Annotated in this window: 24 protein-coding genes; 7 read left to right on the top strand and 17 right to left on the bottom strand. The window is 69.2% G+C overall.

Going from position 1 to position 26,923, the window contains the following annotated elements:
• The first annotated feature begins 59 nt into the window (after window positions 1–59).
• The 5 genes from accB (at window position 60) to ABIC63_RS09470 (ending at window position 5,437) form a co-directional block, all read left to right on the top strand.
• Entirely contained in the window at window positions 60–527 is a 468-nt protein-coding gene (gene accB / locus ABIC63_RS09490; protein ID WP_017759072.1) for an acetyl-CoA carboxylase biotin carboxyl carrier protein, read from the top strand.
• Between the two features lie 126 nt (window positions 528–653).
• Complete coding sequence (gene accC / locus ABIC63_RS09485) at window positions 654–2,003, top strand: acetyl-CoA carboxylase biotin carboxylase subunit (RefSeq protein WP_017759071.1); 1,350 nt, start codon at window positions 654–656, stop codon at window positions 2,001–2,003.
• Between the two features lie 142 nt (window positions 2,004–2,145).
• Window positions 2,146–3,039 (top strand): 50S ribosomal protein L11 methyltransferase, encoded by an 894-nt coding sequence (prmA, locus tag ABIC63_RS09480; RefSeq protein ID WP_354319563.1) that lies wholly within the window; start codon window positions 2,146–2,148, stop codon window positions 3,037–3,039.
• Entirely contained in the window at window positions 3,036–4,466 is a 1,431-nt protein-coding gene (locus ABIC63_RS09475; RefSeq protein WP_354319562.1) for a DUF3426 domain-containing protein, read from the top strand. Before prmA ends, ABIC63_RS09475 begins: the two co-directional genes overlap by 4 nt.
• Window positions 4,467–4,534: 68 nt before the next feature.
• Entirely contained in the window at window positions 4,535–5,437 is a 903-nt protein-coding gene (locus ABIC63_RS09470; protein ID WP_354319561.1) for a carbohydrate kinase family protein, read from the top strand.
• Between the two features lie 91 nt (window positions 5,438–5,528).
• Here ABIC63_RS09470 and ABIC63_RS09465 read toward each other — a convergent pair whose 3' ends face one another.
• Together ABIC63_RS09465 and ABIC63_RS09460 are read right to left on the bottom strand one after the other, a co-directional pair.
• Window positions 5,529–6,104: a histone gene (locus ABIC63_RS09465; protein ID WP_114801318.1), complete on the bottom strand. Its 576-nt coding sequence runs from the start codon at window positions 6,102–6,104 to the stop codon at window positions 5,529–5,531.
• A gap of 194 nt (window positions 6,105–6,298) precedes the next feature.
• Window positions 6,299–7,501, bottom strand: a complete 1,203-nt coding sequence (locus tag ABIC63_RS09460) for a ribonucleotide-diphosphate reductase subunit beta (RefSeq protein ID WP_354319560.1) — start codon at window positions 7,499–7,501, stop codon at window positions 6,299–6,301.
• On the opposite strand from ABIC63_RS09460, the gene ABIC63_RS09455 reads away from it, so the two are divergent.
• Window positions 7,437–7,622, top strand: coding sequence for a hypothetical protein (locus ABIC63_RS09455; RefSeq protein WP_170159288.1), 186 nt, complete (start codon window positions 7,437–7,439; stop codon window positions 7,620–7,622). The two genes, ABIC63_RS09460 and ABIC63_RS09455, sit on opposite strands and share 65 nt — an antisense overlap.
• 59 nt (window positions 7,623–7,681) lie before the next feature.
• Here ABIC63_RS09455 and ABIC63_RS09450 read toward each other — a convergent pair whose 3' ends face one another.
• The 6 genes from ABIC63_RS09450 to ABIC63_RS09425 all read right to left on the bottom strand — a co-directional run bounded on the left by ABIC63_RS09450 (window position 7,682) and on the right by ABIC63_RS09425 (window position 15,830).
• Window positions 7,682–10,570, bottom strand: a complete 2,889-nt coding sequence (locus ABIC63_RS09450) for a ribonucleoside-diphosphate reductase subunit alpha (RefSeq protein WP_502935863.1) — start codon at window positions 10,568–10,570, stop codon at window positions 7,682–7,684.
• A 400-nt stretch (window positions 10,571–10,970) separates the two neighbouring features.
• A complete protein-coding gene (gene ampD, locus ABIC63_RS09445; RefSeq protein WP_502935860.1) occupies window positions 10,971–11,561 on the bottom strand; it encodes a 1,6-anhydro-N-acetylmuramyl-L-alanine amidase AmpD in 591 nt (196 codons plus the stop codon).
• A complete protein-coding gene (locus ABIC63_RS09440) occupies window positions 11,545–13,083 on the bottom strand; it encodes a sigma 54-interacting transcriptional regulator (RefSeq protein ID WP_294373381.1) in 1,539 nt (512 codons plus the stop codon). The genes ampD and ABIC63_RS09440 overlap by 17 nt, the downstream gene beginning before the upstream one ends.
• A 4-nt stretch (window positions 13,084–13,087) precedes the next feature.
• Window positions 13,088–14,785, bottom strand: coding sequence for a sensor histidine kinase (locus ABIC63_RS09435; RefSeq protein ID WP_294373379.1), 1,698 nt, complete (start codon window positions 14,783–14,785; stop codon window positions 13,088–13,090).
• Window positions 14,782–15,021, bottom strand: coding sequence for a PP0621 family protein (locus ABIC63_RS09430; RefSeq protein ID WP_354319558.1), 240 nt, complete (start codon window positions 15,019–15,021; stop codon window positions 14,782–14,784). Before ABIC63_RS09430 ends, ABIC63_RS09435 begins: the two co-directional genes overlap by 4 nt.
• Entirely contained in the window at window positions 15,021–15,830 is an 810-nt protein-coding gene (locus ABIC63_RS09425) for a cytochrome C assembly family protein (protein WP_354319557.1), read from the bottom strand. Before ABIC63_RS09425 ends, ABIC63_RS09430 begins: the two co-directional genes overlap by 1 nt.
• Window positions 15,831–15,955: 125 nt before the next feature.
• Here ABIC63_RS09425 and ffh point away from each other — a divergent pair, with 125 nt between their 5' ends.
• Window positions 15,956–17,350, top strand: coding sequence for a signal recognition particle protein (gene ffh / locus ABIC63_RS09420; protein ID WP_294373371.1), 1,395 nt, complete (start codon window positions 15,956–15,958; stop codon window positions 17,348–17,350).
• 178 nt (window positions 17,351–17,528) lie between these two features.
• On the opposite strand, the gene mdoH is transcribed toward ffh, so the two are convergent.
• From mdoH to ABIC63_RS09375, 9 genes are all read right to left on the bottom strand, one after another.
• On the bottom strand, window positions 17,529–19,538 hold the full coding sequence (mdoH, locus tag ABIC63_RS09415; RefSeq protein ID WP_017757351.1) for a glucans biosynthesis glucosyltransferase MdoH: 2,010 nt from the start codon (window positions 19,536–19,538) through the stop codon (window positions 17,529–17,531).
• A 9-nt stretch (window positions 19,539–19,547) separates the two neighbouring features.
• Window positions 19,548–19,751 (bottom strand): hypothetical protein, encoded by a 204-nt coding sequence (locus ABIC63_RS09410; protein ID WP_354319556.1) that lies wholly within the window; start codon window positions 19,749–19,751, stop codon window positions 19,548–19,550.
• 181 nt (window positions 19,752–19,932) lie between these two features.
• Complete coding sequence (locus ABIC63_RS09405; protein ID WP_295377509.1) at window positions 19,933–21,351, bottom strand: sigma 54-interacting transcriptional regulator; 1,419 nt, start codon at window positions 21,349–21,351, stop codon at window positions 19,933–19,935.
• 41 nt (window positions 21,352–21,392) lie between these two features.
• Complete coding sequence (locus ABIC63_RS09400; RefSeq protein ID WP_294373361.1) at window positions 21,393–22,064, bottom strand: hypothetical protein; 672 nt, start codon at window positions 22,062–22,064, stop codon at window positions 21,393–21,395.
• A 20-nt stretch (window positions 22,065–22,084) separates the two neighbouring features.
• A complete protein-coding gene (locus ABIC63_RS09395) occupies window positions 22,085–23,512 on the bottom strand; it encodes a sensor histidine kinase (RefSeq protein WP_294373357.1) in 1,428 nt (475 codons plus the stop codon).
• Complete coding sequence (gene miaB, locus ABIC63_RS09390; protein ID WP_294373354.1) at window positions 23,512–24,879, bottom strand: tRNA (N6-isopentenyl adenosine(37)-C2)-methylthiotransferase MiaB; 1,368 nt, start codon at window positions 24,877–24,879, stop codon at window positions 23,512–23,514. The genes ABIC63_RS09395 and miaB overlap by 1 nt, the downstream gene beginning before the upstream one ends.
• A 122-nt stretch (window positions 24,880–25,001) precedes the next feature.
• Window positions 25,002–25,436, bottom strand: coding sequence for a hypothetical protein (locus tag ABIC63_RS09385; RefSeq protein WP_294373351.1), 435 nt, complete (start codon window positions 25,434–25,436; stop codon window positions 25,002–25,004).
• A 42-nt stretch (window positions 25,437–25,478) separates the two neighbouring features.
• On the bottom strand, window positions 25,479–26,126 hold the full coding sequence (locus ABIC63_RS09380; RefSeq protein ID WP_294373349.1) for a histidine phosphatase family protein: 648 nt from the start codon (window positions 26,124–26,126) through the stop codon (window positions 25,479–25,481).
• A gap of 62 nt (window positions 26,127–26,188) precedes the next feature.
• The gene (locus ABIC63_RS09375; RefSeq protein WP_354319555.1) at window positions 26,189–26,905 is read right to left on the bottom strand and encodes a DUF4136 domain-containing protein; all 717 of its coding nucleotides are present in this window, start codon (window positions 26,903–26,905) and stop codon (window positions 26,189–26,191) included.
• Window positions 26,906–26,923: the final 18 nt, after the last annotated feature.

The following is a 26,923-nucleotide window of genomic DNA, read 5'->3' as shown; positions in this document are numbered from 1 at the left end:
CGTACGCCGACTTTCAAGCAAGTTCGATAGACGGCCTCCGCGGCCGGCGCTGGAGAATCATGGATCTGCGCAAACTCAAGACACTGATCGACCTGGTGTCTGAATCCAATATTTCCGAACTCGAGATCACCGAAGCCGAAGGCAAGGTGCGCATCGTCAAGGCGGGCGAAGCCGCCCCCGTTCAGTATGTCCAGGCTGCCATGCCCGCGGCAGCGGCGCCTGCCGTCATGGCGGCTGCCCCGGCAGCGCAAGCTGCGGCGCCGGCCGCTGCGTCCGCAGAGGCGGCGCCCTCGGGCCATGTGGTGAAGTCGCCCATGGTCGGCACGTTCTACCGCTCCTCCAGTCCCGGCGCCGCCGCGTTCGTGGAGGTCGGCTCCCAGGTGAAGGAGGGCGACACCCTCTGCATCATCGAGGCGATGAAGATCCTCAACGAGATCGAGGCCGACAAGTCGGGCACCGTCAAGCAGATCCTCGGCGAGAACGGCCAAGCCGTCGAATACGGCCAGCCGCTGTTCATCATCGAGTGAGCGCCTGAATGTTCAAGAAGATCCTGGTCGCGAACCGCGGCGCTCGCGCGCTGGCGCGGACGGCCGAAGGCCGGCACATCGCACTGGCACGCGCAGCGTGCGGGCGATCGCGCCGCGGAGGCTGCAATGTTTAAGAAGATCCTGGTCGCGAACCGCGGCGAGATCGCCCTGAGGATCCAGCGCGCCTGCAGCGAACTGGGCATCAAGGCGGTCATGGTGTATTCCGAGGCCGACCGCGAGGCCAAGTACGTCAAGCTGGCCGAAGAGGCCGTGTGCATCGGCCCGGCTCCGTCGTCGCAGAGCTACCTCAACATGCCGGCCATCATCTCGGCCGCCGAGGTCACGGATGCCGAGGCCATCCATCCCGGCTACGGCTTCCTCTCGGAAAACGCCAACTTCGCCGAACGGGTGGAGCAGAGCGGCTTCCAGTTCATCGGCCCCACACCCGAGTCGATCCGCATCATGGGCGACAAGGTGTCGGCCAAGCAGGCCATGATCAAGGCCGGCGTGCCCTGCGTGCCCGGCTCCGATGGTGAGCTGTCGGACGATGCGACGGCCAACAAGCGCATCGCCCGCGCCATCGGCTATCCGGTGATCATCAAGGCCGCGGGCGGTGGCGGTGGCCGCGGCATGCGCGTGGTGCACACCGAAGCCGCGCTGGTCAATGCGATCCAGATGACCAAGGCCGAGGCGGCCGCGGCCTTCAACAATCCGGCGGTTTACATGGAGAAGTTCCTCCAGAACCCGCGGCACATCGAGATCCAGATCCTCGCGGACAAGCACAAGAACGCCGTCTACCTGGGCGAGCGCGACTGCTCCATGCAGCGCCGCCACCAGAAGGTGATCGAGGAGTCGCCCGCGCCCGGCATCCCACGCAAGCTGATCGAGAAGATCGGCGAGCGCTGCGCCGCTGCCTGCAAGAAGATCGGCTACCGCGGCGCCGGCACCTTCGAGTTCCTGTACGAGAACGGCGAGTTCTATTTCATCGAGATGAACACCCGCGTGCAGGTGGAGCATCCGGTGACGGAGCTGGTGACCGGCATCGATATCGTGAAGACGCAGATCATGGTCGCCGCCGGCGAGAAGCTGCCCTTCACCCAGCGCCAGATCCAGCTCAAGGGCCATGCCATCGAGTGCCGGATCAACGCCGAAGATCCGTACAAGTTCACGCCGTCGCCGGGCCGCATCACCATGTGGCATCCGCCGGGCGGTCCCGGCGTGCGCGTCGATTCGCACGTCTACACGAACTACTTCGTGCCGCCCAACTACGACTCGATGATCGGCAAGCTGATCGTCTACGGCGACACGCGCGAGCAGGCCATGGCCCGCATGCGCACGGCGCTCAACGAGACGGTGGTCGAGGGCATCCTGACCAACATCCCGCTGCACCGCGAGCTGATGGTGGACGCCAAGTTCATGGCCGGCGGCACCAACATCCACTATCTGGAAGAGTGGATGGCCGCCCACAAGCGCTAGTCGGCGCGCGGACCTGGGCGGGGCGACCCGCACCGGCGATACTTTGTGAAGACTTGCGCCGCGGCCCGGCCTTCCGGTCCGCGGCGCGTTCGTTATGGGGCCGCGCGTCATGGGCGCGCGGCCCGTTGAGGAAAGGCGATTCATGTTCGAACTGCGGCTCTTGGCGCCCGAAGACCGGGTCGAGGTGGTGGGCGATGCGCTCGATGCGCTCGATGCCCTCTCCGTCTCGGTGGAAGACGCCGATGCCCACACCGAGGCAGAGCAGGCCCTGTTCGGCGAGCCCGGCATGCCGCCGCCGCGCGAAGGCTGGCAGCGCTCGCGCGTGGTGGCCCTCTTCGACACCCGCGCCAAGGCCGACGAGGCCGCCGCGCTGCTTCAGGCGCAGGACTTCTTCGAAGGCTGCAGCCTGGCGGGCATCGCCGAAGTGCCCGAGCAGGACTGGGTGCGGCTGACCCAGTCGCAGTTTGCGCCGGTGGAGATCACCGGGAGCTTCTGGATCGTCCCGACCTGGCATGAGCCGCCCGCGCAGGCCGTGCAGGTGATCCGCCTCGATCCGGGCCTGGCGTTCGGCACAGGCACGCATCCGACCACGCGCATGTGCCTTCGCTGGATTGCGACCCAGCCGGCCGACATGCTGGGTTCGCGCGTGCTCGACTACGGTTGCGGCTCGGGCATCCTGGCCATCGGCGCCGCGAAGTTCGGCGCCACCGATATCGATGCCGTCGACATCGACGAGGCGGCCGTGGAATCGACCCGCCTCAATGCCGATGCCAATGCCGTCGAGCTCTCGCCCGGCCTGCCCGAGCGGGCCCAGGGCGACTACGACACCGTGCTTGCCAACATCCTGGCCACACCCCTCAAGGTGCTGGCGCCGCTGCTCTGCGCCCACGTGCGACCGGGCGGCCACCTGGTGCTGGCCGGCATCCTGGCGCGGCAGGCCGACGAGTTGAAGGGGGCTTATGCGCCCTGGATCGCGCTCGAGGTCGCCGACACCGAAGACGGCTGGATCCTGATGACCGGCCGCCGCGCGGCATGAGTCTCGTCACCCGCTGTCCGTCCTGCGCGACCGCCTTCAAGGTGGTGCGCGACCAGTTGCGGCTGTCCGACGGATGGGTGCGCTGTGGCCGTTGCGGCGAGGTGTTCGATGCGCAGTCCGACCTGCGCGAGCAGTTGCCTGACGGTCGCTGGGTGGTGCTGGCGGCGCCCGCCTCCGGGGGCGCATGGCCTGTCGCGGAGCCGGGGGCTGCGGCGGGGCTGGGCGACGCGGAGTCGGCCTCTGCGATGCGGGACGGAGAGAGTGTGCCGGTGGACGACGATGTGCCCGGCGCAGCGTCGCCCTCGCTGTCTGCCAACACTTCGCCGACCGCCCAGCCCTGGCCCTCTGTCGACTGGCTCGATCTGTCTGCGGGTGGTGCGACATCTGCGCCCCCGGCGGCCGAAGGCATCGAGCCCCGGATGCCTGCGCGCGACCTGCTGGATCTGGCGCAGCCCGAAGACAGGGCGGCGTCGACGCAGGATGCCCAGGCGCCGTCGGCGTCCTCCATGCCCTCGGCCATCCCCGGGCGCCCGGCGGCCGACGCGGCGCAGGTCGGCCGCGTCCTGCGCCGCGGTCGCGCATGGGTGAATGCCGAGCCCACCGCGCTCGCCGCCTTCCTGCGGCCCGGGCGCGCCGCGGTACAGCCGCGCCCGGCCCCCTTCGAGCCCTCGCTGGAGTCGGATCTGCCGCCGGCCCCGGTCGTCCCCGCGCCGGATGCGGGCCTTGACCGCCCATCCCTAGACGCCGACATCGACGAAGCGCAGGGACAGGCGCCCCAGCCGTTGGTCGAAGCGTCCCCGACGGCGGAGTCGACCCCGCCGTCGTCCGCTCTGCCGATGGCCGATGAGCCGGCTGCCCGTGACGACCTGGCGGCGCCGCCGTTCACCCCGTTGCGCCCCAGCTTTCTGGACACGCCGGACGCGCCAGAAGAAGGCGGGGCGCCGCGTCGCCGCCGCTTCTGGCTGTGGTCGCTGGCCGCACTGGGCCTGCTGATCGTGCTGGGCGCGCAGGTGATGCGGCATGAACGCGACCAGTGGGCGCTGTCCCGGCCAGCCCTGCTGCCGTTGCTGACGGCCGTGTGCCAGGCGACGGCCTGCACGATCGAGGCACCGCGCCGCATCGACGACATCCGCGTGGATGGCTCCACGTTGATGCGCGACGGCGCGGAAGGCCGCTACCGGCTGGTCCTCACGCTGCGCAATGCGGCGCCGGTGGCCGTGGCCATGCCGGCGATCGAACTGTCCTTGCTCGACGGCTCCGAACGCCCGGTGCTGCGGCGCGTCGTCCAGCCGGTCGAGATGGCGCGTGCTGCCGTATTGCCGGGCCGGGCCGAAGAGGAGGTCGCGCTGGCGCTCGAGTTGCACGCGGCGGCCGGCCGGCCGCTGCCTTCCGTGGTGGGCCACAGCGTGCTCGCCTTCTATCCCTGAGGCCGACGGTCATACCGTGCCCGCGGCTTCGCCTTGTCTCCCACCGCTTCTGCAGGATTGATCCCGCCATGGCTTCCGTGATCTGCGGCTCGCTCGCATTCGACACCATCATGACCTTCGAGGGCCGCTTCGCCGAGCAGATCCTGCCCGACCAGCTGCACATCCTGAACGTGTCCTTCCTGGTGCCCGGCCTGCGCCGGGACTTCGGCGGCTGCGCCGGCAACATCGCCTACAGCCTGAATGCGCTGGGCGGTCGCGCCCTGCCCATGGCGGCCGTGGGCAGCGATGGCGCCGACTACGTGCAGCGCCTGAAGGAACTGGGCGTGGGCACCGAGTTCATCCTGCAGCTGGACGACAGCTACACCGCGCAGGCCATGATCATGACCGACCGCGACAACAACCAGATCACGGCCTTCCACCCGGGCGCGATGCAGCAGGCCCACCTCAACCGCATCGAGGCACGCGAGGACATCCGCCTGGGCATCATCGCGCCCGATGGCCGCGAGGCGATGCTGCAGCATGCCGCGCAGTTCAAGGCTGCCGGCGTTCCCTTCGTCTTCGATCCGGGCCAGGGCCTGCCCATGTTCGACGGCAAGGACCTGGCCCACTTCATCGATCAGGCCGACTGGGTCGTGGTCAACGACTATGAAGGCCGCATGCTCAGCGAGCGCACGGGCTGGAGCACGGCCGAGATCTCGCGCCGCGCGCGCGGCATGGTGGTCACCCTGGGCGCCGAGGGCTGCGATGTGTGGGTGGGGGGCGAGGCGACGCGCGTGGCGCCCGTGACGCCCGAGGCCGTGGTCGATCCCACCGGCTGTGGCGACGCCTGGCGCGGCGGCCTGCTGTATGGTCTGGAGCAGGGCTGGGATCTGGTGCGCTGCGCCGAACTGGGCAATCGTCTTGGCGCGCTCAAGATCGCACAGCGCGGCCCCCAGAACTACCAGGTCGACCGCGCCGCGCTGGGCCTCTGAGCGGGCTCGCGACGCGGCAATAAAAAACCCGGCGCCTTGCGGTCGCCGGGTTCGGGCGTCGAAGGCCGCTGGCGCGGCGCTTCATTCAGCCTCAGGGCTTGCTGGCCGTGGGAAAGGGCCAGGCGGCCTGCGGGCTCAGCGTGGTCTGTGCTGCAGGGGCTGCAGCGGCGGGCGCGGGCGCAGCCGCAGGGGCAGGCGCTTTCGCAGGGGCAGGCTTCTTGGCGGCGGCCTTCTTGGCAGCGGCCTTCTTGGCGGGGGCCTTGGGGGCCGCAGCCGTCTTGGCCGCCGTCGTCTTCTTGGCGGCGACCTTCTTGGCCGGTGCAGCCTTCTTGGCGGCGACCTTCTTCGCCGGTGCTGCTGCCTTCTTGGCTGCAACCTTCTTCGCCGGCGCTGCGGCCTTCTTGGCGGGCGCAGCCTTCTTCGCCGCGACCTTCTTGGCCGGTGCCGCCTTCTTGGCCGCAACCTTCTTCGCCGGCGCTGCCTTCTTGGCCGGTGCAGCCTTCTTCGCTGCGACCTTCTTCGCCGGTGCAGCCTTCTTGGCGGCGACCTTCTTTGCCGGTGCGGCAGCCTTCTTGGCCGGAGCCGCCTTCTTCGCCGCGACCTTCTTGGCCGGAGCGGCCTTCTTTGCAGCGACCTTCTTGGCCGGAGCCTTCTTTGCAGTTGCCATTTCTTTCTCCTTGATCAAGTTGGAAATCAACCTTCGAATTGCACTGTCCGCCCGTGTGCCTGCGGACAGCGATCCGTGGCGTCGGGGCACACCCCGCCACCACGAATGGGAAAGCCCCGACCGCCGCACTCTGCGGTGCGTGTGGCGGTCGGGGCGGGTCTCAGATCCATTCGTCCTTCAGGGAAGAGAACTGCTCAGTCCCATGAGAGCGCACCACCCGACTGGTATTCGATCACGCGGGTTTCGAAGAAATTGCGCTCTTTCTTCAGGTCGATCATTTCGCTCATCCAGGGGAACGGGTTTTCCTCGTTCGGGAAGAGCGCTTCCAGGCCGATCTGCGTGGCACGCCGATTGGCGATGTAGCGCAGGTAGCCCTTGAACATGGAGGCATTCATGCCGAGCACGCCGCGGGGCATGGTGTCTTCGGCATAGCGGTATTCGAGCTCGACCGCCTTCTGGAACAGGGCCTTGATCTCGGCCTTGAACTCGGGCGTCCACAGATGCGGGTTCTCGAGCTTGAGCTGGTTGATCAGGTCGATGCCGAAGTTGCAGTGCATCGACTCGTCGCGCAGGATGTACTGGTACTGCTCGGCGGCACCGGTCATCTTGTTCTGGCGTCCGAGCGCGAGGATCTGCGTGAAGCCGACGTAGAAGAACAGGCCTTCCATCAGGCAGGCGAAGACGATCAGCGACTTCAGCAGCGTCTGGTCGGTCTCGGGCGTGCCGGTCTTGAAGTCGGGGTCCATGATCGCGTCGATGAACGGGATCAGGAACTCGTCCTTGTCGCGGATCGACTGGACTTCGTTGTAGGCGTTGAAGATCTCGGACTCGTCCAGGCCCAGCGACTCGACGATGTACTGGTAGGCATGGGTGTGGATCGCTTCCTCGAAGGCCTGGCGCAGCAGGAACTGGCGGCATTCGGGCGCGGTGATGTGCCGGTAGGTGCCCAGCACGATGTTGTTGGCGGCCAGCGAATCGGCGGTGACGAAGAAGCCGAGGTTGCGCTTGACGATGCGGCGCTCATCCTCGGTCAGACCATTCGGGTCCTTCCACAGAGCGATGTCGCGATTCATGTTGACCTCCTGCGGCATCCAGTGATTGGCGCAGGTGGCAAGGTACTTTTCCCAGGCCCACTTGTACTTGAAGGGCACCAGCTGGTTGACGTCGGTCTGGCCGTTGATGATGCGCTTGTCGGCGGCATTCACACGGCGGGCCGCGGCCGTTGCAGCAACAGCGGGTTGCGCGGCAGCAGGTGCGCTGAAGCTGTGCGTGGCCAGTTCGGGCCGTGCGAAGGAAGCGGAGGAAGGGGATGCCATCGACCGGCCTGCGGCCATGTCCGATGCATTCGACAGTGCGCCCGAATTGGAGGGCTTGACTTCGTCGTCCCAGGTCAACATAGAAAAATCCAATGCTCAATTATCAGAGCAACGACATGCGCTTGAAAAGTTCTTCGGCTGTGTCGTCGCTGAATTTTGTTGTGCCTGGGCATCGGGTCTGTCGTCCGATGCCCCGACATGAAGACATGCGTTCCTGCTTTGCGCAGGAACGCATGCAGCAACGCGCGACGCGCGCTGGGATCACTGGCAGGCTTCGCAGCCCGGATCGTCGATGGCGCAGAACTTGATGTCGGTGGCGGGCACCGCGTTCATCTGCGCTTGCGCCGCGGCGGCTGCGGCTTCGAGTGCGCTGGGCGCGCTGGCTGCAGCAGCGGGCTGCATGGCCATGGACGAGCTGCCACCGGAGGACACGGCGTTGAGGCGGCTCGATTGCACGGTCGACTTCTCGGCGTGCGTGGCGCTGATGGTGCGCAGGTAGTAGGTGGTCTTGAGGCCGCGCGTCCAGGCCAGCGTGTAGGTGTCGTGCAGCTTCTTGCCCGAGGCGCCGGCCATGTAGATGTTCAGGCTCTGGGCCTGGTCGATCCACTTCTGGCGACGGGCGGCGGCTTCGACCAGCCACTGCGGCTCGACCTCGAAGGCCGTGGCGTACAGCGCCTTCACGTCCTGCGGCACGCGGTCGATGGGACGCAGCGAGCCATCGAAGTGCTTGAGGTCCATGACCATCACGTCGTCCCACAGGCCCAGGCGCTTGAGGTCGCGCACCAGGTAGTGGTTGATGACGGTGAATTCGCCCGACAGGTTGGACTTGACCGACAGGTTGCCGAAGCAGGGCTCGATCGAGGCGTCCACGCCGATGATGTTGGAGATGGTCGCCGTCGGTGCGATGGCCACGCAGTTGGAGTTGCGCATGCCGTCCTGCTTGATCTTGGCGCGCAGCGCGTCCCAGTCGAGGGTGCGCGAGCGGTCCACCTCGACATAGCCGCCGCGGGCCTTTTCCAGCAGGTCGAGCGAATCGATGGGCAGGATGCCCTTGTCCCACAGCGAGCCCTTGAAGCTGCTGTAGCGGCCACGCTCGGCGGCCAGTTCGGTGGAGGCCCAGTAGGCGTAGTAGCAGATGGCTTCCATCGACTTGTCGGCGAACTGGACGGCCTGCTCGCTGGCATAGGGGATGCGCAGCTCGTACAGCGCGTCCTGGAAGCCCATCAGGCCCAGGCCCACCGGGCGGTGGCGCAGGTTCGAGTCGCGCGCCTTCTTGACGGCGTAGTAGTTGATGTCGATGACGTTGTCGAGCATGCGCATGGCGACCGAGATGGTCTTCTTGAGCTTCTCGTGGTCGACGCCACCGTCCTTCAAGTGCTGAAGCAGGTTGACCGAGCCCAGGTTGCAGACGGCGGTCTCGGTGTCGCTGGTGTTGAGCGTGATCTCGGTGCAGAGGTTGGACGAGTGCACCACGCCGGCATGCTGCTGCGGCGAGCGCACGTTGCAGGCGTCCTTGAAGGTGATCCAGGGATGGCCGGTCTCGAACAGCATCGAGAGCATCTTGCGCCACAGGTCGGTGGCGGGCACCGTCTTGGCGGGCTTGATCTCGCCGCGCGCGGCCTTCTCTTCGTAGGCGACGTAGGCCTTTTCGAAGTCGGCGCCGAACAGGTCGTGCAGGTCGGGCACGGAAGAGGGCGAGAACAGCGTCCAGTTGCCCTTTTCCATCACGCGGCGCATGAACAGGTCGGGGATCCAGTTGGCCGTGTTCATGTCGTGGGTGCGGCGGCGGTCGTCACCCGTGTTCTTGCGCAGCTCCAGGAATTCTTCGATGTCCAGGTGCCAGGTCTCCAGGTACGTGCAGACCGCGCCCTTGCGCTTGCCGCCCTGGTTGACGGCCACGGCCGTGTCGTTGACCACCTTGAGGAAGGGCACGACGCCCTGCGATTCGCCGTTGGTGCCCTTGATGTGCGAGCCCAGGGCGCGCACGCGGGTCCAGTCGTTGCCCAGGCCGCCGGCGAACTTCGACAGCAGCGCGTTTTCCTTGATCGACTCGTAGATGCCGTCCAGGTCGTCGGGCACGGTGGTCAGGTAGCAGGACGAGAGCTGCGAGCGCAGCGTGCCGCTGTTGAACAGCGTGGGCGTGGACGACATGAAGTCGAACGAGGACAGCACCTCGTAGAACTCGATGGCGCGCGCCTCGCGGTCGATCTCGCCCAGCGCCAGGCCCATGGCCACGCGCATGAAGAAGGCCTGCGGCAGCTCGATGCGGCTCTTGCGCACGTGCAGGAAGTAGCGGTCGTACAGGGTCTGCAGGCCGAGGTAGTCGAACTTCAGGTCACGGTCGGCCTTGAGCGCGGCGCCCAGGCGGGCCAGGTCGTACTGCAGCAGCTTCTCGTCGAGCAGCTCGTTCTCGACGCCCTTCTTGATGAACTGCGGGAAGTAGTCGGCGTAGGCGGCGCCCATTTCGGCGTGCGCCACTTCGCGGCCCAGCACTTCCTTGACGATGGTGTGCAGCAGCAGGCGCGCGGTGGCGTAGGTGTAGTCGGGATCCTTCTCGATCAGCGTGCGGGCAGCCAGGATCGAGGCCTTGTAGACCTCGTCCAGCGGCACGCCGTCGTACAGGTTGCGCATGGTCTCGGCCACGATGGGCTCGGCCTTCACGCCATCGCCCAGGCCGACGCAGGCGGACTGCAGCAGCGATTGCAGGGCGCCCATGTCCAGCGGAACTCGCTCGCCGCCGTCCAGCACATGCAGTTGCGGCGCGGCGGCCGCAGCCGTCTGCTCGACTTGCTTGGAGCGCTCTTGCGCACGGCGCTCGCGGTAGAGCACGTAGGCGCGGGCGACTTCCTGGTAGCCGCCGCGCATCAGGCCGAGCTCGACCTGGTCCTGCACGTCCTCGATGTGGAAGGTGCCGCCGCCCGGGCGCGAGCGCACCAGCGCGCGGACCACGGCCTGCGTCAGGCCCTCGACCGTCTCGCGCACGCTGGCCGAGGCCGCGCCCTGCGTCCCGTGCACCGCAAGGAAGGCCTTCATCATCGCCACGGTGATCTTCTCGGGCGCGAAGGGCACCACGGCGCCATTGCGGCGGATGATCTGGTAGTGGGCGAGTGCGGGGGCCGTCGTGCCCGTCACGTCGCGGCCGGCGGGCATCGTCGGCAGGGGCTGGGCGGAGGTGGCAGGGGAGTTCAAGGCAGTCTGCATGCGGTTCCTCTTGAGGGGGCTTGGTGTTCGTCGATCAGGGCGCGGGCGGGCAGGGATCCATGCCGCCGCGTCGATGGAGGGGCACTATATCTGGTGTCCGGAGGAGAGCCAATGCACTACCGGTAGTGTTTGGTCGGGCTGCCGGGGCAAGCTTGACTTCCGGTGAAACCCCAGGATTTCGCGCCGGAGCCAAGCAGCAGTAGGTGCCTGCGCGGCCGAGGCCGCAACGATGGGGCTTGGCGGGCGATTTGGCGCGCAAACCCGCATGAACAGGGGCTTGGCGACGCCCGGCCATCCGGCCCGCCCCAGAGCGCTGGCGCCATCGCTCCCCGGGGTCCGATTGAAAAATTTAAGGAGCGGCCGGGAAGGCGATGGTGGTGCCCGCCAGCTGCCGCGCCAAGCGGGCCCAGTCGAAGCCCGGCCCCGGGTCGTATTTGCGGCCGGGGGCGATGTGTTCGTGGCCGGCGACGTGGGCAATCGGATAGCGGGCCGACAGTGCCCGCGCGAGCTGGGCCAGCGTCTCGTACTGCGCGTCCTCGAAACGCTCGCCTTCCAGACCTTCCAGTTCCACGCCGACCGAATCGTCATTGCAGTTGGCGCGACCCCGCCACTGCGAGACGCCCGCGTGCCAGGCCCGGTCGTCCACGCTCACGAACTGCCAGAGTTCGCCATTGCGACGGATGTAGAAGTGCGCCGAGACCTCCAGGCCCCGGATCTGCGCGAAGTAGGGATGCGCGTCCCAGTCCAGCCGGTTGGTGAAGAGCTGCTGCACGTCATCGCCGCCGTAGCGCCCGGGCGGCAGGCTGATGGAGTGCACCACCAGAAGATCGATGCAGGCCCCGGCCGGGCGGGGGCCGAAGTTGGGGGAGTCCAGCCGCCGCGCCGCCCGCAGCCAGCCGTTGTCCCAGGTGCCCGCGCCGGGTTCAGTCATCGTCGCCATGCGGCACCGCGATGCCCAGGCGCGCGATGCGGTAGCGGATCTGGCGCAGGCTCAGGCCCAGGCGCGCGGCAGCCGCGGTGCGGTTGTAGTTGGCCTCGCGCAGCGCGCGCTCGACGATGCCGCGTTCCTGGTCGTCGAGGTACTGCTGCAGATCAGTGGGCACGGGGGGGGCTCCCGCGACTGCCGGCGATCGGGTGGGCGCGGCCTCCGGCACGGGAACGGCCGTCACGGCGCCCGGCGCTGGCGTGGCAAAGAGCGGCATGGACAGGTCCTGCATACCGCTGCCGTCCGCGGCCTCGACGTCCAGCTGCAGCGTGTCGCCCTCGCTGAGTGCCACCGCGCGATGCAGCAGGTTCTCCAGTTCGCGCACGTTGCCGCGCAGCGGATGCGATTCGAGCTTGAGCAGCACCTGCATCGTCATCCTCGGCACCGGCTGGCCGCTTTCCTCGGCGATGCGCGCCAGCAGGGCGGTGCACAGGGCCGACAGGTCTTCCCGGCGCTCGCGCAGCGGCGGCAGCCGGACCTCGATCACGTTGAGGCGGTAGAACAGGTCCTGCCGGAAGCGGCCCGCCAGCACCTCGGCCTGCAGGTCCTTGTGTGTGGCGCTGACGATGCGCACGTCCACCGGCTCCTCCTGCGTGCTGCCGATGGGGCGCACGCAGCGTTCCTGGATGGCCCGCAGCAGCTTGGACTGCATGGCCAGAGGCAGGTCGCCGATCTCGTCGAGGAAGAGCGTGCCCCCGCGCGCCGCCTGGAAGTAGCCGTCACGGTCCTGCATCGCGCCGGTGTAGGAGCCCTTGCGTGCGCCGAAGAACTCGGCTTCCAGCAGCGCCTCCGGAATGGCGCCACAGTTGACGGCGACGAAGGGGCCTCCCGCCCGTTGGCTGCAGCCGTGCAGGGCGCGCGCCACCAATTCCTTGCCCGTGCCCGATTCGCCGTGAATCAGCACCGGCGCCATGCCGCGTGCCACACGCACGATGCGGGCCTTGACTGCGCGCATGACGTCCGACTCGCCCACCAGGCGCGCCAGCGCGGCGCGGGCCGCGGGCGCGACGCCTGCCTCGGCCGGCGCTTCTTCGGCCGGCACGATCGGCGCGGACTCGCGTGGCGACGCGGGACGTGCCGGCGTGCCGCCCGGGCGCTCCTGTACGGCCGAGGCCACCACGCTGCGGAACTGCTTCAGGTCCACCGGCTTGGTCAGGTAGTCGAAGGCGCCGGCCTTGAGCGCCTCGACGGCGTTCTCGGCCGAGCCGTAGGCGGTCATCACGACGCAGCGTTCGCTGCGCTGGTGGCGGGCGATGCGCTGCAGCAGCTCCAGGCCGAGCCCGTCGGGCAGCCGCATGTCGGTGATCACGGCATCGAAGCGGTTGGCCTGCAGGTGCTGCCACGCCTCCTCCACGCTGCTGGCCGCTTCGACCAGGTAGCCCTCGCGCAGCAGGGTCAGCTCGTAGAGGGTGCGCAGGTCGGGCTCGTCGTCCACGACGAGGATCTGCGCCGGCGGCGATGCGGGAGAACTGCTCACCGAGCTATTGTGGCAAAGCGCCCGCCTGCGCTGGCGCGAAGCTCAGCAGGAAGGCATTGCCGGCCGGCACGTCGGGTGCGGGACGCAGGCGTTCGTAGCGGATGGTCGCCCCATGGCGCTCGCACAGCTCGCGGCAGATGAACAGGCCCAGCCCGCTGGATCGGCTCTCGGAGGAGAAGAAGGGCTCGAACAGGTGGCGTTCCACGCCCTGCTCCAGGGGCGCGCCGTCGCTCCAGACGGCCAGGGTGGGCCGGCCGTCGCCCGCGGCGAAGGTGTGGACGCGGATGGATTCCTCGCCCGGCCCTGCATAGCGGGCGGCGTTGTCCAGCAGGTTGACCAGGATGCGCCGCAGGTGCTCCTCGTTGAAGCGCACCGCCGGCAGACTTTCCACCAGGCGCAGGGCCGGCTGCGCGCGGCCGCTCTGGCGGCTCCACTCGTCGACCATGGTGTAGACGCTGGCGGCAAGGGGCAGGGCCGTTCCCTGGCCCAGGTCGCTGCCCTGCTGGCGCACGCGCGCGACGTCCAGCACCTCGTCGACGATGCGGCCGAGCCGGCGTGCGTTCTGCTGCACCATGGCATTGAGGCGCTGCTGTGCCGGCTCGGTCAGATCCTCCTCCAGCAGGGCGCTGGCCTGCGTGATGGCGGCCAGCGGATTGCGGATCTCGTGCGCGACGGCCGCCGACATGCGGCCCATCGCAGCCATCTTCTCGGTGCGGATGCGGGCTTCCAGCTGTCGCAGGTCCTGCAGGAACATCACGCAGAAGCCGCGGTCGCGGGCACCGTCCACGGCCGTCAGCCGGGTGCGCACCCGCAGCTCGCGCGGCGTGGCCTGGGGCTGGGCGATCGGCAGGTCGGCGCCGAGGTCGGCCCTGTCCTCGAAGGTGCGCTGCGCCAGGCTGGCCAGCGGCTGCCACGCCGGATGGGCCAGCAGCGAGCGCGGCAGCGAGCCGCGGTCCAGCCCGCCCCCCAGCAGGGCATCGGCGGCCGGGTTGGCCGTGTGCACGCGGCCGGCCTCGTCCACCACCAGCACGCCTTCGGCCAGCGCCTCGATCACGAGGGCATTGATCTGCGCCTGCAACTGGGCCGAATCCTGGCTGCGGCTGGCGCGGGCCTCCTCGCGGGCCAGCCGCAGCGCCAGCTGGTGGGCCAGCAGCGACAGCACGAACAGGCCCGTGCCGGTCAGTGCGGCCTGGAGCAGCCGGCCCGGCCCGTCGGGGCCGGCCGTGAGCTGGAAGCGCAGCGCTTCGGCCAGCATCAGCAGCGTTGCGGCCGAGGTGGTGGCCAGCCCGACCACCAGGCCCCCGGCCACGGCCGCCATGAGCACCGGAAGGGCCAGCAAGGGCGTGTAGTTGACCGTGGTGCCGGTCTGCAGCGCCTGAAGCAGTGCGAACACGGCAACGTCGAGGCCGATGCACAGCAGCCAAGTCATGCCCAGCCGTCGCAGCGGCAGGCGCGCGGGTGTACGCAGCCGGTCGGCCAGGGTGAAGGCGGCGTAGAGGGCCGTGATGGCCAGGGTCGGCGCGTGCGTGGACTGGCCCAGGGCGAAGGCAATGCCCTGCAGCGCCAGCAACAGCAGTCCCACCGCCGGCCGGGCCGTCATGAAGCCACGCCACACCCGCTGCAGGGCCTGGCTGCGCTCGGTGCGGGTTTCCAGCGCGGACCAGTCCGTGTTTGACGACGGAAAGTCCGTGTCCGGTGTCATGGCTCCGCGGCGTCGCGGTGCCGGTCGCTGCAATAGGTGCCGTGGCGGCCGGACACGGCGTCGGCGGCCGGCAGGTGCAGGCCGCAATGGGCGCAGCGCACCATCTGCTGTGGCCCCCGGACGGCCGGCCGGGCGTTGGGCCGGGGCGGCGGTGCGGCGTCCAGTTCTTCCTGGCGGTTGCGCCGCCAGATCCAGATGGCCACGGCCACCACGAGGGTCACGAGCAGGAATTTCATCAGGCGACGGGCCGGTGCAGCACCACTTCGAGCACGAAGCGCGAGCCCACGTAGGCCAGCAGCAGCAGCACGGCCCCCGCATAGAGCACGCGCTTGGCCGTGCGGCCCCGCCAGCCGAAGCGGCTGCGGCCGGCCAGCAGGATGGCGAAGCTCAGCCAGGCCAGCAGCGAGAACACCGTCTTGTGGTCCCACTTCCAGGCGCGCACCTGGGGCCCGTAGAGCGTCTCGCTGAACAACAGGCCCGCCAGCAGCGTGGCCGACAGCAGCACGAAACCGGCCGTGACGAAGCGGAAGGTCAGGCGCTCCAGCGTCAGCAGCGGCAGGCCCGCATGCGGATCGGCCGCCTGGCGGATGCGCTGCTCGGCCCGCGTCATGAGCCAGGCATGCACCACGGCCGCGCCGAAGAGCCCGTAGCTGGCGATGCCGAGTGCCAGATGCAGCGGCAGCCAGGGCGAGGCATTCATGTGCAGCGGCGAACCGGGAAAGGCCGCGGCCAGCAGTGCCGCCAGCGCGCCCAGTCCCGCCAGCACGCGGCGCACCGTCAGGCCGGGGAAGAGCCGGCTTTCCACCGCATAGACCGTCATCACCAGCCAGGCCGTGATCGACAGCGCCGGTGCGAAGCCGAAGCGCGGCGTGCCGGGCAGCAGGCCGGTGGCCAGCGCTGCCGCGTGCAGCAGCCACGCGATGGCGACGACGGCCTGGGTGGCGCTGCGGTTGAGCTTGTGGGAGAAGGCGGCGGCCACGCCGTAGGCCGCGGCCGTGGCGATGCCCAGGGCCACGCTGAGTGGGGAGGGGCTCGCTAGAATCATCCGCTGAGTTTAGCCTTTGGGCCCCAGCGGACGGGGCCCGCCGGACACCCCGCCGTGCCCGCCCCGGACTCGGCCGCCGCCGCGGCGCCGCCGCTTCCTTCCCCAGCCTTCTTCCCCTCCCATCCATGGCCACCGCCCTCACCGACAAGTTCTCCCGCCTCGTCAAGCAGATGAGCGGGCAGGCGCGCATCACCGAAACCAACGTGCAGGACATGATGCGCGAGGTGCGCATGGCGCTGCTCGAGGCCGACGTCGCGTTGCCGGTGGTGCGCGACTTCGTCAACCGGGTCAAGGACAAGGCGATGGGCGAGGAGGTGATGGGTTCCCTCAAGCCCGGCCAGGCGCTGGTGGGCATCGTCAACCGCGAACTGGCGGCGACCATGGGCGAGGGCGTCTCGGACATCAACCTCAACGCCCAGCCGCCGGCCGTGGTGCTCATGGCCGGCCTGCAGGGCGCCGGCAAGACCACCACCACCGCCAAGCTGGCCAAGCACCTGATCGAGAAGCGCAAGAAGAAGGTGCTGACCGTCTCGGGCGACGTTTACCGCCCCGCGGCCATCGAGCAGCTCAAGACGGTGACCAAGCAGGCGGGCGCCGAGTGGTTCCCCAGCACGCCCGACCAGAAGCCGCTGGACATCGCCCGCGCCGCGCTCGACTACGCCAAGCGGCACTACTTCGACGTGCTGCTGGTCGACACCGCCGGCCGCCTGGCCATCGACGAAGTGCTGATGGAGGAAATCAAGACGCTGCACGGCGCCTTGAATCCGGTCGAGACCCTGTTCGTCGTCGACGCCATGCAGGGCCAGGACGCGGCCAACACCGCCAAGGCCTTCAAGGACGCGCTGCCGCTGACCGGCATCATTCTGACCAAGATGGACGGCGATTCGCGTGGCGGTGCGGCGCTGTCGGTGCGGCAGATCACGGGTGTGCCGATCAAGTTCGCTGGTACCAGCGAGAAGATCGACGGGCTGGAGGTCTTCGACGCCGAGCGCCATGCCGGGCGCATCCTGGGCATGGGCGACATCGTGGCGCTGGTCGAGCAGGTCTCGGCCGGTGTCGACATGGAGGCGGCCAAGAAGCTCGCCACCAAGGTCAAGAGCGGCCACTTCGACCTGGAAGACTTCCTGGCCCAGTTGCAGCAGATGAAGCAGATGGGCGGCCTCTCCAGCTTCATGGACAAGCTGCCCACCCAACTGGCCGCCAAGGCCAGCGAGGCCGACCTGACGCGCGCCGAGCGCGACATTCGCCGCAAGGAAGGCATCATCCACAGCATGACGCCCACCGAGCGCCGCAAGCCCGAGCTCATCAAGGCCAGCCGCAAGAAGCGCATCGCCACGGGCGCCGGCGTGCAGGTCCAGGAGGTCAACCGCCTGCTCAACGAGTTCGAGCAGATGCAGGGCATGATGAAGAAGATGAAGGGCGGCGGCCTCATGAAGATGATGAAGCGCCTGGGCGGCATGAAGGGCATGCCCGGGCTGCCGGGAATGGGCGGGCCGGGTGGGCCCAAGCTGCCGTTCTGACGCGAGGAGCGGGTCGCCCGGTCATGCGGTCCGGTTGACCCGAGGCCGTTCGGGCTGAGCCTGTCGAATCCTCGGCGCAAGCCCTTCGACCCATCCATCCCTCGGTAAAACGACCGATCTCCCAAATGAAAAACGCCCGCGAAATTCGCGGGCGTTTTGTTTTGGCGAGGCGCCGGACTCAGGCGGCCTTCAGGGCCAGTCGGTCCGCGTGGGCCCACGCGCGGCGCAGCACGGCGGGCGACCGGGATTCCTCGGGAATCAGCAGGTAGTGACGCTCGCGCATCACGCCACCGACATCGATGCGGCTGGTCAGCACGGCCATGGGAATGGCCAGCAGCAGCGGCAGGCCGACGGGCATGAGCCACACCAGCGCGCTGGCGTCGATCAGCGCCACGCCGCAGGCCAGCACAGCCACCAGACCGCTCATCGGCGCCAGGCGGTTAAAGGCCTCGCTCCACGGCACGGCGGCCGCTTCCCGCGGGGGCGACTTCCACTCCAGCTTGAGGCCGGTCAGGGCGACGATCACGAACAGCGAGTGGGCCAGCATGCGCACGGGTGCCTGCACGATGGCCATGACGCTTTCCAGCGCGGCGCTCTTGAACAGGCTGAACGCACCGCCGAAGTTCTTCTGCTCACCGCGCATGAACACCGCGGCCACGCCTAGGATGCGGGGCAGGAACAGCAGGCACAGCGTCCAGATCCACAGTCCGGCCAGCTCCATGGGCAGCACGGCCCAGTCCTGGACCAGACGCGAGCCGGTCAGCCACAGGGCGGTGCCCAGGGTCATGAAAGCCAGCCACATCGGGGCGGACACATAAGCCATCGTGCCGGTCACGAACATGGCGCGGTGCACGGGGTGGATGCCGGGCTCGGCCATCAGGCGGGCGTTTTGCAGGTTGCCCTGGCACCAGCGGCGGTCACGCTGCAGTTCGGCCAGCAGATCCGGCGGCTGCTGCTCGTAGCTGCCGACCAGGTCGGACACCAGCCAGACGTGGTAGCCGGCGCGGCGCATCAGGGCGGCCTCGACGAAGTCGTGGCTCATGATGCCGCCGGACATGCCGCCCGTGCCCTTGATCGGGGCCAGCGCGCAGTGCTCCATGAAGGGCGCGACGCGGATGATGGCGTTGTGGCCCCAGTAGTGCGATTCCCCCAGCTGCCAGAACTGCATGCCCAGGGTGAACAGGCGGCCCGTCACGCGGCTGGCGAACTGCTGCGCGCGTGCGTGCAGCGTCACGTGGCCGATGGCCTGCGTGGCGGTCTGGATGATCCCGGCGGTGGGATTGGCTTCCATCAGCTTGACCATGCTGGTCAGGCAGTCGCCGCTCATGACGCTGTCGGCATCGAGCACGACCATGTAGCGGTAGTCCTTGCCCCAGCGGCGGCAGAAGTCGGCCACGTTGCCAGCCTTGCGGTGCGTGCGGCGGGTGCGCAGGCGGTAGTACACCTCGACCTGCGGCTTGTTCGGGCTGTCGGCAAAGGACTGGGCCAGGGCGGCGCGCAGTTCTTCCCACGCGGCACGTTCGGCCTTGGCGATCTCGGGGTTGTAGCTGTCGGACAGCACGAACACATCAAACTGCTTCGCATGGCCGGTGTTGGCCACCGATTCGCAGGTGGCGCGCAGGCCGGCGAACACCGTGGCCACGTCCTCGTTGCAGATCGGCATGATGATCGCGGTGCGGGCCTCCGGATTCATCGGATGGTCGGCGACCTGCTTGGCCGACAGGGCGTACTTGTCGCCACGCACAGACACGTAGAAACCCATCAGCGCGGTTACGAAGCCGGTGACCACCCAGCCGGAGAGCAGGCCATACAGCGCGATCTGGCCGTATTCCAGGAAGGCGTTGTCGTAGTCGGGTTGCACCTGGGCAAACAGGGCCGAGGCCAGCACGGTGCTGAACAGGGCCAGCATCGTGAAGGTCAGGCGGCGGCGCTTGGCGGCGCGCTCCCAGGGCTGGACCGGACCGGCAGGCTGGGCGGCCGCGGTGGCACGACCCGCGCCCATCTTGAGCAGGAGGGCGGTGCCGATGCTGTTCCAGAAACCGCGCCAGGGGCGAGGCGTCATGGAACCGCGGTTGATCGGGGGCGCAGTGACGGCGTTGGGATGGCGTTCCTCGCGGGCGGCGGGGCGGCGCGGCTGGAACTGCTCGGGCGTCAGGACCTTCAGGTGCGAAAACTCGTTCGGTTTCATGGCGAGTCCTTACCAGTGCTGGAAATTCGAAAGGGGGGTCTCACCGATGGCGGGGAGGCGCTTGAAGACGCAGTCCGCGCTGGCGCTGGCGGCGAGTGCCGGCGCATGGGCCTGGCTCCGCGCCGAGCTGGCGCGCGCCGTCTGCGCGTTCTTGCGACGCAGGGCGTCACGCTGCGGACGCAGGATGACAGGGGGGGTGGTGAGGAGGGTCATGCGGGCTATAGGGCAATCCCCATGCCAACACGATTTAATTGTTGAAAATCAGCGAGTTACGGAGATTTTCTCGATTGATTCTTGGCGTTTTCAGCCGTCGCGGCCGTAATAGCACCGAATCTGTCGCCACAGCCCGACAACTCGCCGAGGGGTGGCGGCCAATCCTTTTCAAATCAACGACTTAGCCCTGTCGCTCGTCGGCGACAGGCTCCGAAGCGCCAGCAACGCCGTCGTTCTTGAAGTGGCCCGGCGTGAGTTCGTGCTTCTGCAAAAGACGGTAGAACTCGGTGCGGTTGCGGTCGGCCAGGCGCGCGGCATCGGCCACGTTGCCGTCGGTCAGCTTGAGCAGCCCGACCAGGTAATCGCGCTCGAAGCGCTGCTTGGCCTCGGCATAGGTCTGCACCTCCACGGTGGGCACGCGCAGCGCCCGCTGCACCAGTGCCAGCGGGATCAGCGGCGAGCTCGACAGGGCGCACACCTGCTCGACCACGTTGTAGAGCTGGCGGATGTTGCCCGGCCAGGGGGCCGTGGTCAGGGCCTTGAGCGCCTCGGGCGCGAAGCCCGACAGCCGCTTGCCGTACTTGCCGGCCAGCTTCTGCAGGAAGTGGTTGGCCAGTAGCGGGATGTCCTCGCGCCGGGCCGACAGCGGCGGCAGCGTGAGCGTGACCACGTTCAGGCGGTAGTACAGGTCCTCGCGGAACTGGGCGGCGGCCATGGCCGCCTCCAGGTCGCGATGGGTGGCGGAGATGATGCGCACGTCCACGGCGATCGCCTGCGTGGCGCCCACCGGGCGCACCGCGCGCTCCTGCAGCACCCGCAGCAGCTTGACCTGCAGGGCGGGTGGCATGTCGCCGATTTCGTCCAGCATCAGCGTGCCGCCATCGGCCTGCTGGAACAGCCCCTTGTGGTTGGCGTGGGCGTCGGTGAAGGCGCCCTTGACGTGGCCGAACAGCTCGGATTCCAGCAGCGCCTCGGGAATCGCTCCGCAGTTGACGGCCACGAAGGGCTTGCGTGCGCGGTCGCTGGCCTTGTGGATGGCGCGGGCCAGCACTTCCTTGCCGGTGCCGGAGTCGCCACGCAGCAGCACGCTGGCGTCCGACTTGGCCACCATGCGCGCCTCGGCCAGCACCTCGGCCATGCGGCTGGAGCGGCTGACGATCTCGGCGCGCCAGCTTTCGTCGCCGCCCGCGGCCGGCGTGGCGGCGGGGGCGCCCAGGGCCATCGCCTGGCCGATCTTGTCGAGCAGCTCGCGGGCGTCGTAGGGCTTGGTGAGGTAGGTGAAGACGCCGCGGGATGTCGCCTCCACCGCGTCGGGAATGGTGCCGTGCGCCGTGAGCAGGATCACCGGCAGCGTCGGATGGCGCTTGCGGATCTCGTCGAACAGCTGCAGCCCGTCGCGTCCGGGCAGGCGCACGTCGCTGAGCACCAGCCGCGGATGCTCGATCTCCAGTTGCGTGAGCGCCGACTCGGCCGAGGTGACGGCCGTGACCTGGTAGCCCGCCGCAGCCAGGCGCAGCGACAGCAGCCGCAGCATGTCGGCATCGTCGTCCACGACCAGGATGCGGGCGCCGGTGGCGGCGGCTTTGGCGGTGTCGCTCATGGGCTTGCCTGGGTCGGGTGGGTGCGGCCGGGCCGGCCGGTTCAGGGCGAGGGGCGCGCCGCGCCGTTGGACGGGCGGCCGAAGCTGCGTTCGATGGCGCGCAGCGCCTCGATGCGGTCATTGAGGTGGTCGATGCGCCGCTGCGCTTCCTTGAGCTGCGCCACCTGCCGGTCGCGGTCGTCCTCGACGCGGCGCTGCTCCAGGTAGCGGGCGGCCAGCACCCGCGCCAGCGGCTGCAGCGGCTGGGCCTCGGCCTGCGTGCTGCCGGCGACGCGCTGCATCAGGGCCGTGGCGCGCGCCAGATCGGCAGGGTTGCGGGTCTGCGCCAGCGCCAGGGCCAGCTGCATCTGCAGGGGGGCCGAGTCGCCGGGGTCGCCGATGCGGGCGATCTCCGCGGCCGCCTCGCCAGACTGCAGGCTGCGGGCCCGGTCGGCGTAGGCCAGCATGCGGGACAGCGCTTCGCTGCTGGCACTGCCGTAGCCACTGGCTGCCATGCCGTTGCCAGCCGACTGCATCTGGGTGGCTGGGGCGACGGGTTGCACTTCCACCGGCTGGACGGCCGGCCGGGTGGCCGGCACGGGTGGGTTGGCCGTGGTGGCTGGCGCAGGGGCCGGCACGCTCGGCGTGGGCGCTGGGGTGGCGCAGCCTGCCAGCACCCCGGCCAGGACCAGGGCAACGGCAAGGAGAGGGCTGCGGACGGACAAGGTCGTCATGGGCGTGAGGTCGGGAGAGGTCAGCCGCGCGGCAGGTCGATGCGGAATCGCGCGCCGGGGCCGGTGGGCAGCAGCGCAATGCGGCCACCATGGGCTGCAATGTACTCCTGCACGATGGACAGGCCGATGCCTGTGCCTTTCACGGTGTGCTCCGGCTGGCGCTCGCCGCGGAAGAAGGGCTCGAACACCCGGTCGCGGTCGTCCGGCGCGATGCCGGGACCGGCGTCGCTGATCTCGATGCTGGCGGTGTCGCCGGTGCTGGAGACGGCCAGCGCGATGGTGCCGCCTCGGGCCGAGAAGCGGATCGCGTTGGACAGCAGGTTGGCCACCGCCGTGCCCAGCTTGGCCGGATCGGCCATCACTGTCACCGGCTCGCCCTCCACCCGCACGGTCAGGCCGTGCGACTGCCACTGCAGCCGCTGGGCGTCGATCTGCTCCTGCACCAGCTTGACCAGGTTGCAGCGTTCGCGCTTGAGCTGGCGGGCCTCGAAGGCGGCGGCGTTGAAGCGCAGCAGCGCCTCGATCTGGCTTTGGAGCGACACGGCGTTCTGTTGCAGGATCTGCGCCACCTCGCGCTGGGCCGGGTTGAGCTCGCCGGTCACGCCGTCCTCCAGCAGCGACACGCCTTCGCGCAGCGCCGCCAGCGGCGTCTTGAGCTCGTGCGACACATGGCGCAGGAAGCGCGCCTTGTCGGCGTCCAGCTCCATCAGCCGCAGGCGCAGCCAGTCCAGCTGCTGCGACACGCGCCGCACGTCGGCCGGGCCGCGGATGTCGATGGGCTCGTCCAGCCGGTTCTCGCCCAGGCGCACGATGGCGCGCTCCAGCCGCTTGAAGGGCCGCGCCAGCCAGATGCCGAAGGCCAGCGCCAGGGCCGCGGCCAGCCCGCTGGCCGCCACCACCTGCAGCGTCAGCCGGCGCCGCGCGGCCTCCAGCCGGTCGGCCAGGGCGTTGTTCTGGGCCTCGATCAGCATCTGCGCCTGCTGGGCGAGCTGGGTGTTGAGCGCATCCAGTTCGCGGAACTGCAGCGCCATCGAGCCCTCGCGGGCCAGGGCCGTCTCGGGCGCGCCGTTCATCAGGTCCTCGATGGTGGCCATCTGGGCGCGCCATTGCTGGGCCGATTGCGGCAGCAGCCCGTTGTCGACCAGCCGCTGCACCACGTTCTGCGCATCCTTCTGCGCGTCGGCGAAGCGGCGGCGCAGCACGGCGTCGTTGAGCACCAGCGACTGGCGGCCTGAGCGTTCCATGGCCGCGCTGCGCTCGGCCAGCGACTGGGCGGCACCCGAGAGCAGCAGCGCCCGACGCGCCGCCTCGCGGCTTTGCGTGATGAGCTGGTCGTACTGGAAGACGGCGCGCAGCGCGACGCCCACCACCAGCGCCGTGACCACCAGAAAGGCGGCCAGCATCAACTGCTGGAAGGAGCCGCGGGCGCGTGGCCGGCCGGCCGACATCAGGCGGCCTGCGCGGCGCGCTTGGCGCCGGCTCCGTCATGCTCGTGCGTCAGCACCTCGCCGCGCAGGGTGTGCGAGAGGGCCTGGGTGATCGTCACGTCCACCATCTGGCCCACCAGGCGCGCGGGCGCCTCGAAGTTGACGACGCGGAAGCAGTCGGTGCGGCCCATCAGTTCGGCCGGGTTCTTCTTGGAAGGCCCTTCGACCAGCAGCCGCTGCGTGGTACCGACCAGCGCATCGGACAGCCGCCGGACGTTGTCGTCAATGGTCTTCTGCAGGTGCTGCAGGCGCGCGAGCTTGACCTCGTGCGGCGTGTCGTCGTGCAGCGCGGCGGCGGGTGTGCCGGGCCGCGGGCTGAAGATGAAGCTGAAGCTGGCGTCGAAGCCCACGTCCTCGATCAGCTTCATCATCTTCGCGAAGTCGTCCTCGGTCTCACCCGGGAAGCCGACGATGAAGTCGCTGGACAGCGCCAGCTGCGGCCGGATGGCGCGCAGCTTGCGGATCGTGCTCTTGTATTCCATGGCGGTGTAGCCGCGCTTCATCGCCATCAGGATGCGGTCGCTGCCGTGCTGCACCGGCAGGTGCAGGTGGCTCACCAGCTGCGGCACCTTGGCGTAGGTCTCGATCAGCCGCGGCGTGAACTCGTTGGGGTGACTCGTGGTGTAGCGGATGCGCTCGATGCCAGGAATCTCGGCGATGTATTCGATCAGCGTGGCGAAGTCGGCGATCTCGGCGGTGTCGCCCATCCTGCCGCGGTAGGCGTTCACGTTCTGGCCCAGCAGCGTGACCTCGCGCACGCCCTGGTCGGCCAGGCCCGCCACCTCGACCAGCACATCGTCGAGCGGGCGGTTGACCTCCTCGCCGCGGGTGTAGGGCACCACGCAGTAGCTGCAGTACTTGGAGCAGCCTTCCATGATGGACACATAGGCCGTGGCGCCCTCGACGCGCGCGGGCGGCAGGTGGTCGAATTTCTCGATTTCGGGGAAGGAGATGTCCACCTGCGGCCGGCGCTCGGCTTCGCGGCGGGCCAGCAGCTCGGGCAGACGGTGCAGGGTCTGCGGGCCGAAGACCACGTCCACGTAGGGCGCGCGGGCAATGATGGCCTCGCCCTCCTGGCTGGCGACGCAGCCGCCGACGCCGATCTTCACGCCCTTGGCCTTCAGGTGCTGCACGCGGCCGAGGTCGGAGAAGACCTTTTCCTGCGCCTTCTCGCGCACGGAACAGGTGTTGAAGAGGATCAGGTCGGCCTCGTCCACGTTCTGGGTGGGCTCGTAGCCGTCGGCGGCGGCGAGGACATCGGCCATCTTGTCCGAGTCGTACTCGTTCATCTGGCAGCCGAAGGTCTTGATGAAGACTTTGCGGGACATGGTGGGGGCTTTCTGTGCAAAGGGGGGGCTGCCGGGGGGCGCCGGAGGCTGGAATCGAATGGAGAGGCGTAGCGCAGCGGTGGCCGGCCGTGCCCCGCGGGCTGGGCGCCGGGGCGGCGCGCTCAGCTGCCTTCGTTGTCGGCCCGAGTGACGAAGGGCCAGATGTTGAGCAGCGGCTTGCCACTGGCCGTCGCGCGGTCGGTGGCAGCCTCGTCGGGCGAGAGGATCCAGATCTGCTGCACCTGCCCGGCGGGATCGCGCAGGTAGTTCACCGCCAGGTCCTGGCCCAGCAGCGTGCTGCCGGTCACGACCATGTTCTGGGCATTGCGGATGCGGGTGCCGGGGGCCAGCACTTCCAGCCGGCCGTCGAGGTCGGCCTGCGGAAAGTCGAGCATGCGCAGGCGACCGCGCAATGTGCCGTCGGGAAAGTTGCGGCCGCCGACGGCCGCTTCGTTCTGGGTCTGGGCCTGCGCAGGCAGGGGCGAGAGAAGGGCCGCGGTGCCCATACAGCTCAGGGCGGCGGCAAGCAGGAAATGTGGGAGGCTGCAGCGGTTCATGGGGTTCATCCAGAGGCTGGCGAGCGCGGATTCTAGGTGGCCTCAGGTGCTCGTCTCGTCGCGCGCCAGATCCCGGTTGAGGTGTCCCGTGTCGGCCCATCCCACCAGGGAGAAGCCCTCCGGCGTCCACAGCAGACGGTTGATGGCCGCGTTGCGCAGCTCCCAGGTGCGAGGCGCCTGAAGCTCCTGGCCGGTGGCGGCGCGGTAGAGCACGTCCATCACGCCGCCGTGGGCGACCAGCACCACCAGTTCGCCGGGATGGCGTGCCGCCAGTTCGGCGGCGACGGCCACGATGCGGTCCCGGAAGACCAGCAGGTTTTCGCCGCCCTCGGGGGCGAAGTCGGGCACGCGCTTGCGCCACTTGAGCGCCTGCTCGGGCAGCTCGGCCTCGATCTCGGCGAAGGTGCGACCCTCGAAGATGCCGAAGCCGCGCTCGCGCAGCCGGGGTTCGGCGATGAGTGGGGGCGCGTCGGGATGGGCCTCGGCGATGGCGCTGGCCGTCTGCCAGGCGCGGGCCAGGTCGCTGGCGTAGATGGCGGCGACGGGCTCCTCGGCCAGCGCGCGGCCCGCCTGCTGCGCCTGCCACTGGCCTTCGTCGTTGAGCGGGATGTCGAGCTGGCCCTGGATGCGGGTGTCGACGTTCCAGAGCGTCTCGCCGTGGCGCACGGCGATGAGGCGGGTGATGTCCATCGGGCGAGTGTCACCGAGAACGCGGCGGTGGGCGGGGCGCCTGCCCACTCCCCGCGAGGCGCTCAAGGGCGCGCGGGCGTCGGCGTCGGGGCAGCCGGCGCGGCCGTTGCGGGCTGCGGGGCGGCCTGCGTGGACGCGGGCGGCTTCGTCTCGACCGTCACATCCACGCGGCGCACGGCCTGCGGCGGGTTGGGAAAGCCCTGCAGCGCCGCATGGAACATCACCGGCAGGATCCGCCGCGTGTCCGGGTAGGGGCCGTCGTGGCGGGCATGGGTCTCGTAGACGACCTGCCGGTCGGGCAGCGAGCGCATCACGATCGACACCTCGCGGCCGTACCAGGTCTGGTTGGGCGGCAGGGCGCCCGGGCCCCACCAGCCGCCGCCGTACCAGCTGGGGCGGCCATAGCCCAGGCCCACGCCCCAGCGCGGACCCCAGCCGGGGCCCCAGCCCGGACCATCTAACCACGGATCGGCCCAGGGCGACAGTTCCAGCTGCGAGCGGGCGCTCACCTGCACGGCATAGCGCGGATTGGCGTCGTCGCGCCGGAGCCCGGCGGCGGCCAGCGAGGGCTCGGCCAGGGTTTCCAGGTCGGTCTGGGCCGCGTCGTTCGCTTGCTGCGAGGGGAGGCGTTCGAAGCGGTAGGTGGCGCCAGGCGGAATGGGTGCCTTGGCATAGCTCTGGACGTTGTTGTCCACCACGTAGGAGGTGGCACAGCCCGCCAGGCCGGCGGCCACCGCCGTCACGGCGGCCAGGCCGAGGAGTCGCAATGCGCGTTGCATGTCGTCGTTATCCCTGGG

Source organism: Pseudacidovorax sp. 1753 (assembly GCF_040544975.1).
Taxonomy (GTDB): Bacteria; Pseudomonadota; Gammaproteobacteria; order Burkholderiales; family Burkholderiaceae_C; genus Xenophilus.
This window is presented reverse-complemented; position numbering and strand designations above follow the sequence as displayed.

Coding starts and splice junctions, on each gene's coding strand:
- ABIC63_RS09410 (WP_354319556.1), bottom strand. CDS start 19,751: ATGACCCTCCTCACCACCCCCCCTGTCATCCTGCGTCCGCAGCGTGAC.
- ABIC63_RS09465 (WP_114801318.1), bottom strand. CDS start 6,104: ATGGCAACTGCAAAGAAGGCTCCGGCCAAGAAGGTCGCTGCAAAGAAG.
- ABIC63_RS09375 (WP_354319555.1), bottom strand. CDS start 26,905: ATGCAACGCGCATTGCGACTCCTCGGCCTGGCCGCCGTGACGGCGGTG.
- ABIC63_RS09455 (WP_170159288.1), top strand. CDS start 7,437: ATGTCCGATGCATTCGACAGTGCGCCCGAATTGGAGGGCTTGACTTCG.
- mdoH (WP_017757351.1), bottom strand. CDS start 19,538: ATGAAACCGAACGAGTTTTCGCACCTGAAGGTCCTGACGCCCGAGCAG.
- ABIC63_RS09380 (WP_294373349.1), bottom strand. CDS start 26,126: ATGGACATCACCCGCCTCATCGCCGTGCGCCACGGCGAGACGCTCTGG.
- accB (WP_017759072.1), top strand. CDS start 60: ATGGATCTGCGCAAACTCAAGACACTGATCGACCTGGTGTCTGAATCC.
- ABIC63_RS09470 (WP_354319561.1), top strand. CDS start 4,535: ATGGCTTCCGTGATCTGCGGCTCGCTCGCATTCGACACCATCATGACC.
- prmA (WP_354319563.1), top strand. CDS start 2,146: ATGTTCGAACTGCGGCTCTTGGCGCCCGAAGACCGGGTCGAGGTGGTG.
- ABIC63_RS09405 (WP_295377509.1), bottom strand. CDS start 21,351: ATGAGCGACACCGCCAAAGCCGCCGCCACCGGCGCCCGCATCCTGGTC.
- ABIC63_RS09435 (WP_294373379.1), bottom strand. CDS start 14,785: ATGACACCGGACACGGACTTTCCGTCGTCAAACACGGACTGGTCCGCG.
- ABIC63_RS09385 (WP_294373351.1), bottom strand. CDS start 25,436: ATGAACCGCTGCAGCCTCCCACATTTCCTGCTTGCCGCCGCCCTGAGC.
- ABIC63_RS09460 (WP_354319560.1), bottom strand. CDS start 7,501: ATGTTGACCTGGGACGACGAAGTCAAGCCCTCCAATTCGGGCGCACTG.
- ABIC63_RS09395 (WP_294373357.1), bottom strand. CDS start 23,512: ATGTCGGCCGGCCGGCCACGCGCCCGCGGCTCCTTCCAGCAGTTGATG.
- ABIC63_RS09430 (WP_354319558.1), bottom strand. CDS start 15,021: ATGAAATTCCTGCTCGTGACCCTCGTGGTGGCCGTGGCCATCTGGATC.
- ABIC63_RS09400 (WP_294373361.1), bottom strand. CDS start 22,064: ATGACGACCTTGTCCGTCCGCAGCCCTCTCCTTGCCGTTGCCCTGGTC.
- ABIC63_RS09425 (WP_354319557.1), bottom strand. CDS start 15,830: ATGATTCTAGCGAGCCCCTCCCCACTCAGCGTGGCCCTGGGCATCGCC.
- ABIC63_RS09450 (WP_502935863.1), bottom strand. CDS start 10,570: ATGCCCGCCGGCCGCGACGTGACGGGCACGACGGCCCCCGCACTCGCC.
- accC (WP_017759071.1), top strand. CDS start 654: ATGTTTAAGAAGATCCTGGTCGCGAACCGCGGCGAGATCGCCCTGAGG.
- ABIC63_RS09475 (WP_354319562.1), top strand. CDS start 3,036: ATGAGTCTCGTCACCCGCTGTCCGTCCTGCGCGACCGCCTTCAAGGTG.
- ampD (WP_502935860.1), bottom strand. CDS start 11,561: ATGGCGACGATGACTGAACCCGGCGCGGGCACCTGGGACAACGGCTGG.
- miaB (WP_294373354.1), bottom strand. CDS start 24,879: ATGTCCCGCAAAGTCTTCATCAAGACCTTCGGCTGCCAGATGAACGAG.
- ffh (WP_294373371.1), top strand. CDS start 15,956: ATGGCCACCGCCCTCACCGACAAGTTCTCCCGCCTCGTCAAGCAGATG.